Annotated in this window: 19 protein-coding genes; 16 read left to right on the forward strand and 3 right to left on the reverse strand. The window is 72.5% G+C overall.

All coding sequences use genetic code 11. The features are described 5' to 3' along the window. Window positions 1–11: 11 nt before the first annotated feature. The 8 genes from M8445_RS11110 (at window position 12) to M8445_RS11145 (ending at window position 6780) form a co-directional block, all read left to right on the forward strand. Window positions 12–500 carry an AAA family ATPase gene (locus tag M8445_RS11110; protein WP_273987821.1) on the forward strand — a complete coding sequence of 163 codons (489 nt, stop codon included), beginning with the start codon at window positions 12–14 and terminating at the stop codon, window positions 498–500. 138 nt (window positions 501–638) lie between these two features. Then, window positions 639–1073, forward strand: coding sequence for a methylmalonyl-CoA epimerase (mce, locus tag M8445_RS11115; protein WP_273987822.1), 435 nt, complete (start codon window positions 639–641; stop codon window positions 1071–1073). Beyond that, complete coding sequence (locus M8445_RS11120; RefSeq protein ID WP_273987823.1) at window positions 1070–1456, forward strand: VanZ family protein; 387 nt, start codon at window positions 1070–1072, stop codon at window positions 1454–1456. The genes mce and M8445_RS11120 overlap by 4 nt, the downstream gene beginning before the upstream one ends. 101 nt (window positions 1457–1557) lie before the next feature. Then, the gene (locus M8445_RS11125; RefSeq protein ID WP_273987824.1) at window positions 1558–2508 is read left to right on the forward strand and encodes an AAA family ATPase; all 951 of its coding nucleotides are present in this window, start codon (window positions 1558–1560) and stop codon (window positions 2506–2508) included. 1 nt (window position 2509) lies between these two features. Next, complete coding sequence (locus M8445_RS11130; RefSeq protein WP_273987825.1) at window positions 2510–5437, forward strand: transglutaminaseTgpA domain-containing protein; 2928 nt, start codon at window positions 2510–2512, stop codon at window positions 5435–5437. 95 nt (window positions 5438–5532) lie between these two features. Beyond that, window positions 5533–6027, forward strand: coding sequence for a hypothetical protein (locus M8445_RS11135; protein WP_273987826.1), 495 nt, complete (start codon window positions 5533–5535; stop codon window positions 6025–6027). Window positions 6028–6062: 35 nt separating this feature from the next. Further along, entirely contained in the window at window positions 6063–6479 is a 417-nt protein-coding gene (locus M8445_RS11140; protein WP_273987827.1) for a hypothetical protein, read from the forward strand. 1 nt (window position 6480) lies between these two features. Further along, window positions 6481–6780 (forward strand): hypothetical protein, encoded by a 300-nt coding sequence (locus M8445_RS11145; RefSeq protein ID WP_273987828.1) that lies wholly within the window; start codon window positions 6481–6483, stop codon window positions 6778–6780. A gap of 46 nt (window positions 6781–6826) precedes the next feature. Here the strand turns inward: M8445_RS11145 and M8445_RS11150 are convergent, their stop codons facing one another. Beyond that, the gene (locus tag M8445_RS11150) at window positions 6827–7459 is read right to left on the reverse strand and encodes a pyroglutamyl-peptidase I (protein WP_273987829.1); all 633 of its coding nucleotides are present in this window, start codon (window positions 7457–7459) and stop codon (window positions 6827–6829) included. A 47-nt stretch (window positions 7460–7506) separates the two neighbouring features. Here M8445_RS11150 and M8445_RS11155 point away from each other — a divergent pair, with 47 nt between their 5' ends. From M8445_RS11155 to M8445_RS11175, 5 genes are all read left to right on the forward strand, one after another. After that, entirely contained in the window at window positions 7507–7977 is a 471-nt protein-coding gene (locus tag M8445_RS11155) for a hypothetical protein (RefSeq protein ID WP_273987830.1), read from the forward strand. A gap of 96 nt (window positions 7978–8073) precedes the next feature. Further along, window positions 8074–8925, forward strand: a complete 852-nt coding sequence (locus M8445_RS11160; protein WP_273987831.1) for a DNA-formamidopyrimidine glycosylase — start codon at window positions 8074–8076, stop codon at window positions 8923–8925. Next, window positions 8922–9566 (forward strand): pyridoxamine 5'-phosphate oxidase, encoded by a 645-nt coding sequence (gene pdxH / locus M8445_RS11165; protein WP_273987832.1) that lies wholly within the window; start codon window positions 8922–8924, stop codon window positions 9564–9566. Before M8445_RS11160 ends, pdxH begins: the two co-directional genes overlap by 4 nt. 119 nt (window positions 9567–9685) lie before the next feature. Further along, complete coding sequence (locus M8445_RS11170) at window positions 9686–10540, forward strand: hypothetical protein (RefSeq protein WP_273987833.1); 855 nt, start codon at window positions 9686–9688, stop codon at window positions 10538–10540. A gap of 83 nt (window positions 10541–10623) precedes the next feature. Next, a complete protein-coding gene (locus M8445_RS11175) occupies window positions 10624–11040 on the forward strand; it encodes an organic hydroperoxide resistance protein (protein ID WP_273987834.1) in 417 nt (138 codons plus the stop codon). 118 nt (window positions 11041–11158) lie between these two features. Here M8445_RS11175 and M8445_RS11180 read toward each other — a convergent pair whose 3' ends face one another. Both M8445_RS11180 and M8445_RS11185 read right to left on the reverse strand, forming a co-directional pair. Beyond that, window positions 11159–12655, reverse strand: coding sequence for a 2-phosphoglycerate kinase (locus M8445_RS11180; RefSeq protein WP_273987835.1), 1497 nt, complete (start codon window positions 12653–12655; stop codon window positions 11159–11161). A 249-nt stretch (window positions 12656–12904) separates the two neighbouring features. Next, window positions 12905–13522, reverse strand: coding sequence for a TetR/AcrR family transcriptional regulator (locus M8445_RS11185; protein ID WP_273987836.1), 618 nt, complete (start codon window positions 13520–13522; stop codon window positions 12905–12907). Window positions 13523–13725: 203 nt separating this feature from the next. Here M8445_RS11185 and ppgK point away from each other — a divergent pair, with 203 nt between their 5' ends. The 3 genes from ppgK (at window position 13726) to M8445_RS11200 (ending at window position 16608) form a co-directional block, all read left to right on the forward strand. Beyond that, window positions 13726–14571 carry a polyphosphate--glucose phosphotransferase gene (ppgK, locus tag M8445_RS11190; protein WP_273987837.1) on the forward strand — a complete coding sequence of 282 codons (846 nt, stop codon included), beginning with the start codon at window positions 13726–13728 and terminating at the stop codon, window positions 14569–14571. A gap of 55 nt (window positions 14572–14626) precedes the next feature. Next, window positions 14627–15361 carry a sporulation protein gene (locus M8445_RS11195; protein ID WP_221591257.1) on the forward strand — a complete coding sequence of 245 codons (735 nt, stop codon included), beginning with the start codon at window positions 14627–14629 and terminating at the stop codon, window positions 15359–15361. A 74-nt stretch (window positions 15362–15435) separates the two neighbouring features. Then, a complete protein-coding gene (locus M8445_RS11200) occupies window positions 15436–16608 on the forward strand; it encodes an amidohydrolase family protein (RefSeq protein ID WP_273987838.1) in 1173 nt (390 codons plus the stop codon). Window positions 16609–16670 lie beyond the last annotated feature (62 nt).

A 16670-nucleotide genomic window follows, 5' to 3' on the forward strand; every position in this document is an offset into this window, starting at 1 on the left:
AGGCCAGGGGCATGACAGCGGTGCTCCTGACGGGCATGTCCGGTGCGGGCAAGAGCGCCACGCTGCTGGAACTGGCTCGCCGTGGCATCCGCGTGGTGGACACGGACGCCGGGGACTGGAACGAGTGGGTGCAGGCCCCGGACGGCCCGGACTGGGTGTGGCGACTGGACCGCCTGAATGCGCTGCTGGACGAGGCGGGGTCTGCGTCCGTGGTGCTGGCCGGCTGCCGGAGTAATCAGGGGGCGCTGTACCCGCGCCTCCGGGCGGTGGTGCTGTTAACGGCGCCGCTGCCCGTGCTGCTGGCGCGCGTACAGCACCGGGAGAATCCGTATGGCCGGACGGCAGACGATCGGGCCCGGATCGCGGAGCATGTGGCGTGGGTCGAGCCGTTGCTGCGGCAGTCCGCGACGCTGGTGCTGGATACGGCGCTGCTGTCCGTGGCGCAGGTGGCGGACCGGGTCGAGGAGCTGCTCCGTGAGCCCGGTACGGACTCCGGTTGAAAGGGCCGCACAATCACTCCACCCGCTCTGTTCACGAGACAGGCGGAAGCCGTGGATTCTTGCACGTGGCTCTCGGTCCACCTCCAGGCTGACGCTGCTGCCGGGCTGTAGGTCGCGTCCTTGCTTTACCCTGCGTGCATGACTGTGTTGCTGCTGGATCATGTGGCGATCGCCACGCCGGACCTGGAGGCGGGTTCCGCGCCGTACGTGGCGCTGGGCCTGCATCCGGAAGGGCCGGATGAGGAGGTCGCGTCGCAGGGCGTGCGGGTGCGGGCGTTTCAGGTGGGCGAGACCCTGATTGAGCTGCTGATGCCCACGCGGGAGGACAGTCCCATCGCGGCCTTCCTGGCGAGGAAGGGGGCGGGGCTGCATCACACGGCGTACCGCGTGGCGGACCTGGACGCCGAGATGACCCGCCTGCGGGCGGAGGGCGCACGCTTTCTGAATGAGGTTCCCACGCCGGGCCGGGCCGGGTCGCGCGTGGCGTTCCTGCACCCGAAGTGGGGGGCGGGCACGCTGATCGAGCTGGTCGAGCATCCAGCTGGTGGGCACCCGGCTGGTGGGCACGGTTGAGACGTCCCAGACCGCTGTGGTGGGTGCCGGCGCTGCTGATCATGGGGGCCATCTGGTCGCTGAGCAGCGCGCCGCAGACGCCAGGGCCGTCGCTGGAGCACCCGAAGGACTGGATCGCTCATTTCTCGGCGTACCTTGCGCTGGCGTTCACGCTGGCCCGCGCGACCGGGCGGCGCGGCGCGGCGCTGGTGATCGCAGCGTGGTTCGGGGCGCTGGACGAGGCGCATCAGGCATTCGTGCCGCCGCGTGAGGCGGGCGTGCAGGACTGGTTGTTCGACGTGGCGGGCGCGTGGCTGGGTTCATGGCTGGCGCTGCGCGGCGCCGCCCGCCCGTCCGCCCGGCCGGACGAGCCTCCGGAGCGGGCAGTGGGCCACGCGACCTGACCGCCGGGGGGTGGGGGGGGTGGTTGCCGGGCGGCGGTGACGGCGGGCAATCTCTGCCGGCGTCGCAGTTCTGTCAGAGTTGGGCCGCTACGCTGCCGGGCATGACGACCGCCCTGAGTTCCGTTTCCACTTCCGACGGGCACGTGGCGGCCCTTCAGGCGGCCCTGACGCAGCTCGACAGCGTTATCCTGGGCAAGGGCGGGCAGGTGCGGCTGGCGCTGGCCTGCCTACTGGCGCGCGGGCACCTGCTGATCGAGGACCAGCCGGGCGTGGGCAAGACCACGCTGGCGCAGGCGCTGGCCCGCACCTGCGGCCTGGAGTTCCGGCGCGTGCAGTTCACGGCGGACCTGCTGCCCGCCGACCTGACGGGCGTGAGCGTCTGGGACGCCCCGGCGGCCGCGTTCCGGTTCGTGCCGGGGCCGGTGTTCAGCGAGATGCTGCTGGCCGACGAGATCAACCGCGCCACGCCCCGCACGCAGGGGGCGCTGCTGGAAGCCATGGAGGAACGGCAGGTCTCGGAAGGTGGCGTGACCCGCCCGCTGCCACAGCCGTTCTTCGTGATCGCCACGCAGAACCCGGCGGCGTTTGTGGGCACCAGCCCGCTGCCGGAAGCGCAGCTGGACCGCTTCCTGATGACCGTCACGCTGGGCTACCCGGACGTGCGCGCCGAGCGGCAACTGCTGGAAACGGGCGGCCGCAGCCAGAGCGTCCGGGACCTGGGGGCTGTCCTGAGCGCCCCGGCCCTGCTGGCCATGCAGGCAGGGGTGGACCGCGTGCACGCCGCCGCGCCGCTGCTGGATTACCTGCAACTGCTGGCCCGCGCCACCCGCGAGCACCCCGCACTCGCGGCGGGCCTGAGCCCACGTGCGCTGCTGGCGCTGCTGGCTGCCGCGCGCGCCTGGGCGTACCTGCACGGGCGGCCCATGGTGCTGCCCGAGGACGTGCAGGCCGTGTTCCCGGCGCTGGCCGCGCACCGCCTGCCGCCCCGCGACCCGTCCGTGAATGTGGGCGCGCTCCTCGCGGCGCTGCTGGCCGACACGCCCATTCCCTGAGATGACCCGTCCCACGACCACCGCCCCCGCGCCCCGCGCCGACCGCGTGAGCGCCGCGCTGCACCTGCGACCCACGGGGTTCGGGCTGGCGTTCCTGATCCTGATCCTGCTGACCCTGATCGGCTGCGTGAACTACGGCCTGAGCCTCGGGTACGGCCTGACGTTCCTGCTGGGCGGCGTGTGGGTGGTCACGGCGGCGCAGGCGTTGCGTTCGGCGCGCAGCCTGACCCTGACGGTCCGTCCGTCCGGCTCCGTTCACGCCGGGCAGGACGCCCCGCTGACCGTGCAGGCCCAGGCGGGCGGCAGTGGCGGCGCGCTGGAAGTCCGCCTGCACGCCCAGGGCCGCGAGCTACGCGCGGCGCTGCACGTGCGGGCGGACGGCGCGGCGCTGACCGTGGCGTTCCCGACCGTGGTGCGCGGCCCGCTGAGCATCCGGGTGCACGCCCACGCGCTGGACCGCCTGGGCCTGTGGCGCGTGGCACTGCCCGCCCCGCCCGCCCCGCTGACACTGCTGGTGTGGCCCGCCCCGGAAAGCCCGGTCCCGCCGGTCCCGGTCCGCGCGGCGCCCGGCGTGAGCGGCGACGGCCTGCGCGGCCCCGGTGACGAGGAGTTCGCCGGGCTGCGTCCCTACCAGCCGGGTGACTCTCCCCGGCAGGTGTCGTGGCGGCACGTGGCCCGCACCGGGCAACTCCTGACCCGCGAGACCGACGCCGCGCGCGGACACGCCACCGACCTGCACTGGCAGGACGCGCCGGGAGACCCCGAGGCCCGCGCCTCCCGCCTGAGCGCCTGGGCGCAGCACCTGTCGGCACTGGGCACGCCGTTCGCGCTGACGCTGCCCGGCACGCACTTGAAGGCCGCTGCGGGCGAGGCGCACCTGCACGCCGCGTTGAACGCCCTGGCGACCGTGGACCCCCTGCCCGCCGCGCCCGGCCCGGCACGCGGCGCGGCGCGGCTGGTCTCGCACGCCGCCACGCTGGTCACGCAGGCCACGCCGCCCACCCTGCTGGCCCTGGCGGTCACGCTGGCGCCCGGCGGACTGCGGCACCCCGTGTGGATCACGCTGCTGATCATCCTGCTGCTGGCGCACGCCCTGGCCCGCGTGCTGCCGCGCCCCGGCCGGACACTCGACCCGCTGCCTGTGTGGCTGCTGGCGCTGCTGGCCGTGGGCGGGGCCGCCGCGCTGATCACCACGCAGGGCACCCTGCTGGGCCGCGACGCCGGAACGGCCTTCCTGGGCCTGCTGATCGCCCTGAAAACCGCCGAGAGCCGCTCGTCCCGCGACGGACGCATCCTGATCCTGCTGGGCCTGTTCATGACCAGCACGCATTACTTCTACAGTCAGGGGCCGCTCGCGGCGCTACACACCCTGATCAGCGCCGCGTTCCTGCTGGCCGCCGCGCCCGCCTGGATCGCCCCGGTCGCCTCCGGCCCGGCCTCCACCCCGGCCGCCCCCGGCGGGGAAGGGAGGCGCGCGCACCTGCGGGACTCGCTGCTGGGCGCCGGCCGCCTGCTGGCCCTGGCAGCCCCGCTGGCGCTGGTGCTGTTCGTGCTGTTCCCCCGGCCGGCCGGGCCGCTGTGGCAACTGCCCGTGCAGGGGCAGGCCACCACCGGCCTGAGCAACGAGATCAGCGCCGGCGAGTACTCGAACCTCGCGCAGAACAGCGCCGTCGCCTTCCGCGCCGACTTCCAGGGCGCGCTGCCCACCCCCGATCAGCGTTACTGGCGCGGCCCGGTCTACGAGGCGTACGACGGCCGCACCTGGCGGCAGGTCCGCGCGCCCGGCCGGACGCCCAGCGTGGACGTGACCGGCCCGCCCCTGAACTACACCCTGACCCTGGAACCCAGCGGGAACCCCTGGCTGCTGGCGCTGGACGTGCCGCTGACCGTCCCGGACGGCGCGTTCCTGACCAACGCCTTCCAGGCCGTCACCCCCCGACCCGTCACCACCCGCCGCCGCGTGGAACTCCAGAGCCGCGCCGCGCGACTGGGCGTGCAGGAGGACCCGGAACGACTGGCCTTCGACCTGCAACTCCCGGCCGGACAGAACCCCCGCGCGGTCGCCCTGGCCACCAGCTGGCGCAGCCTGAGCCCCGAGGCGCGCGTGCAGGCGGGCCTGGACCTGCTGCGCACCGGGGGCTTCACGTACACCCTGTCCCCGCCGCTGCTGCCTGAGCAGGACCGCGTGGACGACTTCCTGTTCAGCTCCCGCCAGGGCTTCTGCGAACACTACGCCAGCGCCTTCGCGGTCCTGATGCGCGCCGCCGGCCTCAGCGCCCGCGTGGTCGGCGGCTACCAGGGCGGCGAGGCGAACGGCTCGTACCTGATCGTGCGCCAGCAGGACGCCCACGCCTGGACGGAAGTCTGGCTGCCCGGCCAGGGCTGGGTTCGCGTGGACCCTACCGCCGTCGTCGCGCCCGCCCGGGTCAGCGCCGGCCTGAGCACCGCCCTGACCCGCCCACAGGCCGCCGCCCCCACCGCACCCGGCACCCTCAAACGCCTGCAACTGCGTCTGGACGCCATCCAGAACCGCTGGAACGACCTGGTCGTCGACTACGACGGTGGTCGCCAGAGTGACCTGCTGACCCGCGCCGGACTGGGCGGCGTGGGCAGCGCCCCGTACCTGCTGCTGCTCCCCACCCTGATCGCCCTCACCCTGCTTCCCGCCCTGCTGCTCGCCCGCCGCCGCGCCCGCCCCAGCGACCCCGCCAGCCGTGCCCTGCACGACCTGAGCGTGCACCTGCACCTGCCCCGCGCCCCCGGAGAAACGCCCACCGCGTACGTGACCCGCGCCGCCGCGCAGTACCCGCAGTTGCATGCCGCCCTTCAGGACGTCCTGAGCGCCTACCACGCCGCCCGCTACGCCCCACAGCCCCCCCCGGACGCCCTGACGCGCCTGCGCCGGGCCGTGCGGAACGTCCGCCGCTGATACGGACTCTGGGCTTGGAGCTGACGCAACGGTGCATTCCGGTATGGTGCCCTGCCCGACAGCGGTGGCGCTGGCCTCTGCACTAGCATGGCGGGGTGAACGTGATCAAAGCCGCCCTCTCGATCATCGCCGCCCTCTCGGCTGCCCTGATCGCCTACAGCGCCTTTTTCGTGCGGGGTGATCTGGGGGGTGTCATGGCGTACCTGCGGGCGCGTGGGGCGCTGCGCCGCCTGCGTGAAAGCGGCACGCCCGAGCAGGTCGCGCAGGGGCAGGCGCAGTTGCAGGCGCTGGGGCAGCAGGTGGGTGACCCGGCGCTGGCCGCGCAACTGATTCCGCTGGCCCTCACGGTGGGGTTGCTGGTGGGTGCGCTGGTGTGGTGGGCCTTCTCGCGCCGGCAGTCGGGCACGCCCCGCACGGACATTCAGGAGCGCATGGTGTACCGTCTCGCGCACCGCAAGGGTGGGCGGTTCACGCTGGATGACCTGCGCGCCGCCAGTCCCCTGACCGACGAGCAGGCCCGCGCCGTCACGGCCCGCCTGCTGGACCTGGGCCGCCTGACCCGTGACGGCGACACTTTCCGCCTGCCCTGAATGACCGGCACGCACCTGCCCCGAGGAACCACCCCATGACCGACACGCCCGACACCCTCGCGGACCTGCTGGACCGCGCCAACCACGACCCCGATACTGGCCTGCGCGCCGCGCTGGACAGCGTGCAGGGCCAACCTCACCCGCGCGTGGCGGCCATCGCCGCGCACCTGAGCGCCGCCAAGCGTGACCTGTGGACGCGCATCGCTGCTGCCACCGGCACGCCCGTCCCCCCGGATGACGCGGGCCTGTCCCGCCTGAGCGACTGGGAAGTCAGCGCTGCGCAGGCCCTCCCCGCCCACACGCTGAATGTCACCGTCCCCACCGCCGATCCCGACGCGGCGGGCGGTGAGCCGCCCATGACCGTTGCCGCCCTGATCCGCCTGAACGCGACCCTGACCGGCAGCCGCGCCGCGCAGATCCGCCGGCTGGCGCAGCAGCCCCGCCTCGCCTGACATGCCCGCGGACCGGCCCTTCCTGACCGATCCTACCCCGGACGGCACGCACGGGAACGGCGCCGTGCCGCCTGCCCTGTTCGATCTGGCGGTCAACCGCGCCGCCGCTGCCCTGCGCGGCCTGCGCCCCGCCCAGCCGGACGCCGCGCTGGCCGCGTGGCACGCCCGCACCCGCTTCGCCCGCCGCGTACCCCTGGACGCCGTGAAGGCCGCCCTGGCCACCCGACCCGCCGGGACCGAGTGCCACTGGGCGGGCGGCGAGGGGGGCGGCTGGCAGCCCGGACGCGCGCCCTTTCCGTAGGCAGTGGGAAGTGGGCCGTGGGAAACGCTGCTCCACGGCCCACTCCCTACGCCTCGCCGCTGACCGACGCCGCCACGGTCCAGGCGGCTACCTCGACCGCCCGGGTCAGTTCCGGCTGCGGAAGGTACGGCACGGCTTTCGCCTCGGCCAGGGCGACCCCGGCGCTGGCGGGCAGGTGCAGGAACCCGCACGGCACGTCCGCCCGGCCCAGACTGCGCAGGGCGTGCAGCGCGTGGTACATGACCGCGTTGCACACGAACGTTCCGGCCGTGTCACTCAGGTGGCCGGGTATGCCCGCCCCGTGCCACGCGGCAAGCACGGCCCGCAGCGGCAGGGTGCTCAGGTATGCGTCCGGGCCGCCTGCCTGGACTGGGGCGTCCCGGTGCTGCTGCCCGGCGTTGTCGGGAATGCGGAAGTCCATCACGTTCACGGCCACGCGCTCCAGCGTCACCTGTGGTCGTCCGCTCGCCAGACCGGTCAGGAGGACGGCGGCCGGGCGCCGGGTGTCCAGCAGTTCGGTCAGGCGGGCGCAGGCGGCGTGCGGCTCGACCGGCAGCAGCGCCGACACGACCCGCAGGCCGCCGAGCACCTGCCCGTCCAGTGCCTGGGCCGCCTCGGCGCTCGGGTTGACGGGGTGCGTGTGGAACGGCTCGAAGCCGGTCAGGAGCAGCGTATTCACGCCCCGCAGGGTAGCGCGGCGGCGCCCCCGGCCGGTACGCTGGCTGTATGCGCCTGCTGCCTGCCCTGCCGCTCCTGGCGGCCCTGCTGACCCCGTCCGCCCTGGCCGCCACGACCACGCAGTACGCCGTGCTGCGTGGCGTGCAGGTGCAGGGCCGCGTCGCCACCCTGACCCTGGATTACGTGGATGTGTTCTCGGACACCGACGCCGACGCCCGCCGCGTCGTGGCGCTCGGTGAGTACCCGTCCGCGCAGGCGTACTTCGAGGCGAACCCGAGTGGGCTGTACGTCCGGAACGTGAACCCCCTGCTGCGGACCCTGAAGACCGACGCCCGCACCGTGTTTGCCTTAGCGTGCCTGGACCGTCCGGACGGCATGCAGGCTGTGCCGCTGGAGACGTTCGTGTCTGCCTGGAAGGGCTTTGCGCCGCAGGGCTGCTGGCCGTTCAGCGAGCGGGTCGTGGCGCTGCACCTGAACGGCACCCGCGTCCTGCGCGCCGAGCAGGTGTACTTCCCGTGAGCGCGGCGCGGTCCTGAGCAGCAGGCCTGAGCGGGAAGGGCCGTCCTGAAACGAACACCGCAGTTTCGCCGCGCCGCGCGGCCTATGCTCGGGCGTATGCCTGAACTGCCGGAAGTGGAAACCACGCGCCGCAAGATCGAGCCGCTGTTGCGGGACCGGACGATCCTGCACGTCGAGCACGACGCGCCGCACAAGTACCGTGACACGCACCTCGCCGCAGGGCGCCGCGTGACGGGCCTGTCGCGGCGCGGGAAGTACCTGATGCTGAACCTCGCGCCCGAGAGTGGGGACGGCCCGCACGACCTGGAATTCATCGTGCACCTGGGCATGACCGGCGGGTTCCGGCTGGAGGGCGGGCGGCACACGCGCGTGACGATCCGCACGGATGGCGGCGACCTGTTCTTCGACGACGCCCGGCGCTTCGGGAAGATGGCGGTCGTGCGGCCCGGCGAGTACGCGGGCATGCCGACCCTGGCGGGCATGGGCCCCGAACCGCTCTCGGAGGACTTCCGGGAGGAGCCGTTCGCGGCGCTGGCCGCGCAGGCGGGGGCGGTGAAACCCTGGCTGCTGTCGCAGAAACCCGTGAGTGGTGTGGGGAACATCTACGCCGACGAGAGCCTGTGGCAGGCGGGCCTCCACCCCGCGCAGTCGCACCTGACGCGCGAGGAGGCCAGGCGGCTGTACGCGGCGGTCCGGGACGTGATGGGCCGCGCCGTCGAGGCGGGCGGCAGCAGCCTGGGCAGCGGCGTGGGCAACTACCGGCAGCACGACGGCCTGTCCGGGCTGTTCCAGCATTCGCACGCCGTGTACGGGCGCGGCGGCGAGACCTGCCCGCGCTGCGGGACCACCATCGAAAAGACCGTGCTGGCCCAGCGCGGCACGCACCACTGCCCGCAGTGCCAGCCGCTGCGCGGCCCGGAAGGCCGGGCGAAGGGAGGCAGCGTATGACGGACCTGACCGGACTGAGACTGTCGTACACCCGCGCCGAACTGCGCCGCGCCGAGCTGCACCCCGATCCGCTGGAGCAGTTCCGGGGCTGGTTGCAGGAGGCCATCGACTCGGGCCTGCGCGAACCTTACGCGCTGAGCCTCGCCACCGCCGACGCGGCCGGGCGGCCGGGCGTGCGCACCGTGTTGCTGCGCGGCGCGGACGAACGCGGCCTGACCTTCTACACCAACTACGAGTCGCACAAGGGCCGCGACCTGGGCGCCAACCCGCAGGCGGAACTGCTGTTCCACTGGGCCGAGCACGAGCGGCAGGTGCGCGCCTACGGCCCCGTGACGCGCGTGCCGGACGCCGAGAGCGACGCGTACTTTCACGCCCGCCCACGGGAGTCGCAACTCGCCGCGCATGCCAGCGACCCGCAGAGCGCGCCCGTCCGTGACCGCGCGGCGCTCGACGCCACCTTCGCCGCGCTGCACGCCCGCTACCCGGAAGGCACTGAAATTCCCCGCCCCGCCTTCTGGGGAGGATTCCGGGTGCAGGTGCAGGAATGGGAGTTCTGGCAGGGCCGCGAGAGCCGCCTGCACGACCGTTTCCGCTACGTGCGGGCGGGCGCAGACTGGCAGACGGACCGGTTGATGCCCTGACAGGCCCCTTCACGCCGGCCCCGCAACAGGGACCGGGCTGCACGCGGCGAGCGACACGTCCGCTGGGGGCATCAGACGACACGGCGAATAATTCACATCTCGCCTCCTAAAATGACCGCATGGCCCTGAGCGTCGTGGAATCCAGTGTGCGCTCCCGTGTGGGGCCACCGGAACACGGCGCGGACCTGCTGCTGGCCTCCGCCCACCACGTCGCCCTGATCGCCGGGTTCAGTTTCGGCACCAGTGCCGGGGGCACCCAGCCGCGCGGCATGCCCCCTGCCCGCTTTGCCGCGACCGTCGGCATGGCGGGCCTGCGCGACCTACCGCCCGAAGCCACGCTGCGCGAGGCCACCGACCACCTGAGCGCCTCGCTGACCAGCGCCCTGCGGCACGCCGTGATGGGCGGCGAACGCCTGCAGGTGGGATTCGCGTTCGCGGCGATCAGCAACGCCCGCCGCGAGGTCTGGCAGGCCGGGCCGGTCGCCGCGCTCTGGGACGACCCGGGCCTGGAAGGCACGCAGGGCGGTTTTCCCGGCACCCTGCCGTCCCTGAGCGCCGCCGGGCAGGCCCGCGCGCTGGTCATTCAGGCGCTGCTGGCCCAGGGTTCCGGGCAGTTCACGCAGACGCAACTCCAGGCGTCCGACCCGGCGCAGGCGATCATTGCGCCGCTGCTGATCGCGCACGCCTCGCTGGCCAACTCGACCGGGCCGCTCGGGTACGGCCTGATCAACGGCGAGCCCGTCCCGGACGAGCACCTGCGCGTGCACCGCCTGCCGCCCGGCCCGCGCGAGATCAGCCTCGCCACCGCCGGGTACCCGGCCATCATGAACACCCTGGCTGCCACGGAACGCCGCCTTCAGGACCTGCTGCGCACCGACCCCCTGCTGATCACCCGCTTCCCGTACGTGCGCCCCCACCGCCCGGACCACGAAGGGTACGCCGACCGCGCCTACGCCCGCGTGCGCGTCTGGTAAAGCGGCCCTGCCCCTGTCCGTCCGGCAGCACTCTGTAGTCGGCCTCGCCATCTTCATGAGACGGGCGGTGCATGCTGACCCGCGTGAGCAACCTTTACACCGCAGAAGCAACCGCCACCGGAGGCCGCGCCGGCACCACCAAGAGCAGTGACGGCCGCCTGGACCTGAACCTCAGCGTGCCCGCCGGAATCGGCGGCGACGACGGCCCCGGCACGAACCCCGAGCAGCTGTTCGCCGCCGGGTACGCCGCGTGCTTCCAGGGTGCCCTGGGCGTGGCCGCGCGCCGCGCCAAGATCGAACTGACTGACGACAGCACCGTCACCGCCCGCGTGGGCCTCCAGAAGTCCGGACTGGCCTTCGCGCTCGACGTGGAACTCGAGGGGCACTTCCCCAACCTGACCGGGGAGCAGGCGATGGCACTGATGCATGCCGCGCACGAGGTCTGCCCCTACAGCGTCGCCACGCGCGGCAACGTGGACGTACGCATCAGCGTCCGCTGAACCCAGACTCGCTGAACCCAGGCCCGCTGCGTATGCCCCGCCCCGTCCGCCCGGATGGGGGCGGGGCACACGCCGGTTCTGGCCGGATCGGCGCGTCAGGCCGGCGGGGGTGGGCCGTTCAGGTCGGCTCGCGGCTTTCCAGGTAGGTGTCCTCGGCGTCCTCGCCCAGCAGGTTGCGGCGCTCGGCGGGCGTCAGGGCGATCATCACGCGGCGCAGCACCACGTCCACGGCCTGCTCGGCGCTCTCGTCGAGAGTCAGGCCGTCCAGTAGCGGCACGTCGTACGCGGCGGCCAGTGTTTCCAGTTCGTCCTGCATGGCCCGGATCTCATGGAAGTAGCGCATGTAGCGGTGCAGGGGGCGGCTGGCCCCGGTCTCGTCGTTGCGGCTCTCGAAGTGCCGCTGGTGCTCCTCGGCGTCGGGCAGCGTGACCAGCATCGGCACGACCAGCGCCCCGCTGAACGACCCGGCCTGCAGATACCCGGGGACCAGATGCACGCCTTCCAGCACCAGACTGGTGCCCTCCTGCACGCTGCGCTCCACGACGGCGCTCAGGCCCACGCTGACCTGCTGCACCTGATCGCGGAACCCGGCGATCAGCGTCTCGCGACTGGGGTGCTCGGGGCGGGGCGCGCCGGGCGGCAGCAGGGCCTCCCAGGCGCTGAAGGTGCTGGCGTGCAGCGTGGGAATCAGGGCGGGGGAGACCATGGCCCGCATAACCTCCCGGATGGAATCGGTACTGACAACGCGGGTGATGCCCAGCCGGTACGCGATCTCGGCCGCCAGGAAGCTCTTGCCGGTGCCGCTCACGCCGCCCAGCAGCACGATCACGGGGCGCGGCGGCCTGCGGATGACCCGCAGCAGGCGGTAGCGGGCGCTGACGTCCGGGCCGACCTCGTCACGCAGCAGCGCCTCGACCTTCTCGCGGATGGCGGCGCGGCGCACCACGCGGTCCTCGCTGCCGCGCAGGTCCCGCTGCGTCACGCGCGCCACCTTGCGCGCCACGTCCGGCGGCACGCCCGCCGCCAGCATGGACTGCACCAGGATGCCCTTGCTGAACGGGCCCGGCACCTCGCTGCCGCCACTGATGACGCCCAGCTTGCCCCGGTTGTGTTGCAGGTAGCGGTAGGTGAGGCGCAGGTGCTCGCCGTAATGTTCGGCCAGGGCGTCCTCGGTCAGGCGGTCGATGGCCTCGGCGCTCAGGGTCCGCACGCCCTGGCGGCGCAGTTTGACGTCCACGCTGCTGGCGGTGGCGTAGGCGTCCTTGCCGGACAGTCCGGCGTCTTCCAGAGTGCGGGCCAGGACGCCCCGGCTGAACGGCAGGTTGCCCTTGCGGGCCGTGACGATGATGTCCACGAACGCCGGGGTCTGCCGCGCCGTTTCCTGCGCCGTTTCGGGTCCGGCGAGGTCATGGGCGACCTCGGCCATCAGGGCCTGCAACTCGGCGGGGCTGACCAGCGTGCGCCGCGCCAGCCGCAGTTGCTGCTCGATGCGGCGCGCGGCGGCGGCCGCGACGCTGGCGTCTGCTCCGGCGTTCACGAGCGACTCGACCAGCAGGCCCCGGCTGAACGGGAAGGCGTGCCGGGCCGTGCCGATCCGCAGTTCCGGCTGACTCATACGGACTCCGATTGAATGGGCTGCAAAGACCATTCAATCCGAGCGGATGCGAGTGGGAGAGAAGCGGGTTCCGGACGTGGAGCTGGCAATCCGGTGAAGTTCCGGATTGTCAGCGAAACAGACGGAATCCGTGTCACGCGCGCTCCCGGTCGGGTGGGGGGTCGCCGCGCAGGGAAGGGTGAAGACGGGTCATGCGCCGCAGTGTAACGTTCCGCCCCGGTCGGCGCGGCGCGTGTTCCGTGCGGGCGGTCAGTGGCGGGGCGGGTCGCGTTTGACGGCCCCTTCCAGCAGCAGGCTCAGGGCCAGTCGCATCTCTTCCTGCAGGGGCCGCTCGGTGCCGTAGGCGCTCCAGCGCAGCGCGACCATCAGGTACGTGTCGGCGATCAGGTTGCTGATGCGTTGCAGGCTCAGGTCGGTGCGCATCATGCCCGCCTGGTGCATGGGCCGCAGGATCAGCTCGATCACCTTGCTCAGCGGCAGCGCCTGGTATGCCGTGCGGGCGCGTTCCGGGTTGGGGTTCATGACCTCGTACGCCAGCGGGGGGAACAGGTCGCGTTCGCGGGTGTTCTCGTCGGCCAGCCGGTCCCAGACCTCGTACAGCACCGTCAGCGGGGCCGCGCCGTCGTGCAGGCGGGTCTCGGCGTGGTCGCGCAGGCGGTTCATGACCTCGCTGCCGTAGTCCAGCAGCACCGCTTCCTTGTACGGGTAGTAGTTGAAGAAGGTGCCGCGCGACACGTTGCTGGCCTTGGCGATATCGGTGGCGGTCGTGGTCTGGAAGCCACCCCGCTTGAACAGGTCAATGGCGACGGTATAGATGCGGGCGCGGCGGCGCTCCTTCTGGCGTTCGCGCAGCGAGGTTGAATCCATGATCCTCACAGGATACTGCCACGGGTTCAAAATTACACCCCGTCCAATCTGATCCGTTCTGTTGTGTCAGCTCATCACCAGTCAGGTGGCCGGTCACAGAGTCGTGCAGAGGAGGCTGGTGCCAGCCGGGCGGCGTTCCAGGCGGCATGCGTCCGCTGGGGGAGAGGCCCGGTGCCCGCGCCGGTTGCGGTACGCTGAACCGCATGAGCGTGATCCTCGGCATCGACATCGGCGGCAGCGGCATCAAGGGCGCGCCAGTGGACACCCGCACCGGCAAGCTGGCCGGCGAACGCTGGCGCATCCCCACCCCCGAGGGAGCCGCGCCGGACGACGTGAAGAAGGTCGTGGCGGAACTCGTCGCGCACTTCGGGCTGGAAGGCCCGGTCGGCGTGACCTTCCCCGGCATCGTGCAGCGCGGCCACACCCTGTCCGCCGCGAACGTCCACCCGGACTGGGTGGGCCTGGACGCCGACGCCCTGTTCAGCGAGGCGACCGGCCACGAGGTGCACCTGATCAACGACGCCGACGCCGCCGGACTGGCCGAGGCGCGCTTCGGGGCCGGCAAGGGCGTGCAGGGCACCGTGATGGTCCTGACCTTCGGCACCGGCATCGGCAGCGCCCTGATTCACGACGGCGTGCTGGTGCCCAACACGGAACTCGGGCACCTGTGGCTGCGCGACAAGCACGCCGAAAGCTGGGCGTCCGACCGCGCCCGCGAACTGGACGACCTGAACTGGAAACAGTGGAGTAAACGCGCGAGTACCTACCTGCAACACCTGGAACTGCTGTTCAGCCCGGACCTGTTCATCATCGGCGGCGGCATCAGCAAGAAAGCCGACAAGTGGCAGGAACACCTGAAGGTCGAGCGCAGCCGCGTCGTGCCCGCCACTCTGCTGAACGAGGCCGGGATCATCGGGGCCGCCATGATGGCCGCCCGCCACGCGGAACCGGCCGCGGGAACTCCCATCTCACGGGAACCGGCCCCTGAAGGCCCGCCCACCCCCCGCAAGACCTCGACCCGCAAGGCCCCCACCCGCAAGAAAGCCTGACCCTCCAGAGGCGTCAGCCGGGAACCCACGTCAGCATGACCCCGTACAGGGCAGCATGGGATTCCTGAAGAAGATGATGGCCGCCATCGGTGTGGGCGGCGCGAAGGTCGACGCCCGCGTGAATAACCCCAGCCTGCGGGCCGGTGACACCCTGACCGGCGTGCTGGCCGTGCAGGGCGGCAGCGTCGAGCAGCGCATCGAACGCATCAACCTGGGGCTCGCCACCCGCTACCGGCACGACGACACCCACGTCACGCACCAGCTGACCCGGGCGCAGGTCGTGCCGGCCTTCGACCTGCGGGCCGGCGAGACCCGCGAGTTCCCGTTCAGCCTGCCTGTCCCGCTCGACACGCCGCTGTCGCTGCCCGGCACGCAGGTGTGGCTCGCCACGGACGCCGACATTGCCGGCGCGGCCGACCCGGGCGATCAGGACCACCTGCAGATCCTGCCCAGCCGCGAGGCGGAAACGCTGATCATGGCCGCGCAGCGCCTGGGCTTCAGCCTGAGCGGCAGCGAGATCGAACACCACCACGGCCGCATTGCGCAGGAACTCGCCTTCCGACCCCCGCACGGCCAGTACCGCGTGGCCGAGGTCGAGATGATGCTGTTCCACACGGGCGGCGGCCTGGACGTGATCCTGGAAGTGGACCGCCGCGCGACCGGCGTGGCCAGCCTGTTCACCAGCGAGTTCGAGCAGCGCGGCCGCTGGAACCTGGGCGCACATACGCTGGCGCAGGGACCGGACGCCGTGGCCCGCGAACTCGAGGCCCGCATCCGCGCCCTGCTGTGATTGCCCTGCTGTAACGGCCCTCCTGTACCTCCCTTGATGGCAGCCCCCGCGCCGCGCGGCGTAGCATGCCGCCCATGACCGACCACGCCGACCCGCTCGCTCCCCGCCTGCTCACCTGCGACGTGCTGTTCACCGGCATGGGGGGCGCGCAGTCGCCGGGCGGTGTGGTCGTGGTGGGCGGCACGGTCGCCGCGACGGGTGATCCGGCCGCGCTGCGCGCCTCGTACCCGCACGCGCGCGAGGAAGCGGTGGGCGGCGTGATCGCGCCGCCGCCCGTGAACGCCCACACGCACCTGGACATGAGCCACTACGAGTTTACGGCCCTGCCGTACTTCCGCTGGATTCCGGAGGTGGTCGTCCCGCAGCGCGAGAAACGCAGCGTGGAGGCCGCCCTGCACGGCGCGGACACCCTGCGCCGCCTGGGTGCGGGCGGCGTGGGGGACATCGTGTACATGCACGCCCCGGAGGTCACGGACGCCCTGCTGGCCCGTGAGGACCTGCGCGGCGTCCTGTACTACGAGGCGCTGGGCACCTTCCCCGACAAGGCGGACGACATCTTCCGCACCATCCGCGAGCGCCTTGAACGCTGGCGCCGTCTGGAACGCCCCGGCGGGCCGCGCGTGGGCCTGTCCCCGCACACGCCGCACACCGTCAGCCACCGCCTGATGCGCCTGCTGTGCGACTACGCTGCTGGCGAGGGCCTGCCCCTGCAGATCCACGTGGCCGAACACCCCGCCGAGCACGACCTGTACACGTGCGGCGGCGGCCCCATCTGGGACAACCGGCTGGCGCCTTTCTACCCCGAGACCTTCGCGGAGGTGATCGGCCGCGCGCCGGAACCGGAGCTGACGCCTGTGCGCTACCTCGACGAACTGGGCGTACTGAACGCGAAACCCACCCTGATCCACATGGTGAACGTCACCCCGGACGACATCGCCCGCGTGGCCCGCGCGGGCAGCGCCGTCGTGACGTGCCCGCGCAGCAACCACCACCTGGAGTGCGGCGTGTTCCCGTGGGCGGCCTTCGCGGCGGCCGGCATAGAGGTCGCGCTGGGCACCGATTCCGTCGCCAGTGGCGGCTCGCTGGACGTGCGCGAGGAGGTTGCCTTCGCGCAGACGCTGTACCCCACCCTGGACCCGCGCGTGATCGTGCGCGCCGCCGTGAAAGGCGGGCACCGCGTGCTGGGCAGCCGCGCGCCGTTCATCCGCCGGGGCGAGGCCTGGAACGAGGCGTACCTCTGGCGCTGACGGGCACACCCGGAGCGCGACGGAAACGGCCCGGATTCGTACTGAATCCAGGCCGTGCCTGT

This window comes from Deinococcus aquaticus (assembly GCF_028622095.1).
Lineage (GTDB): Bacteria > Deinococcota > Deinococci > Deinococcales > Deinococcaceae > Deinococcus > Deinococcus aquaticus.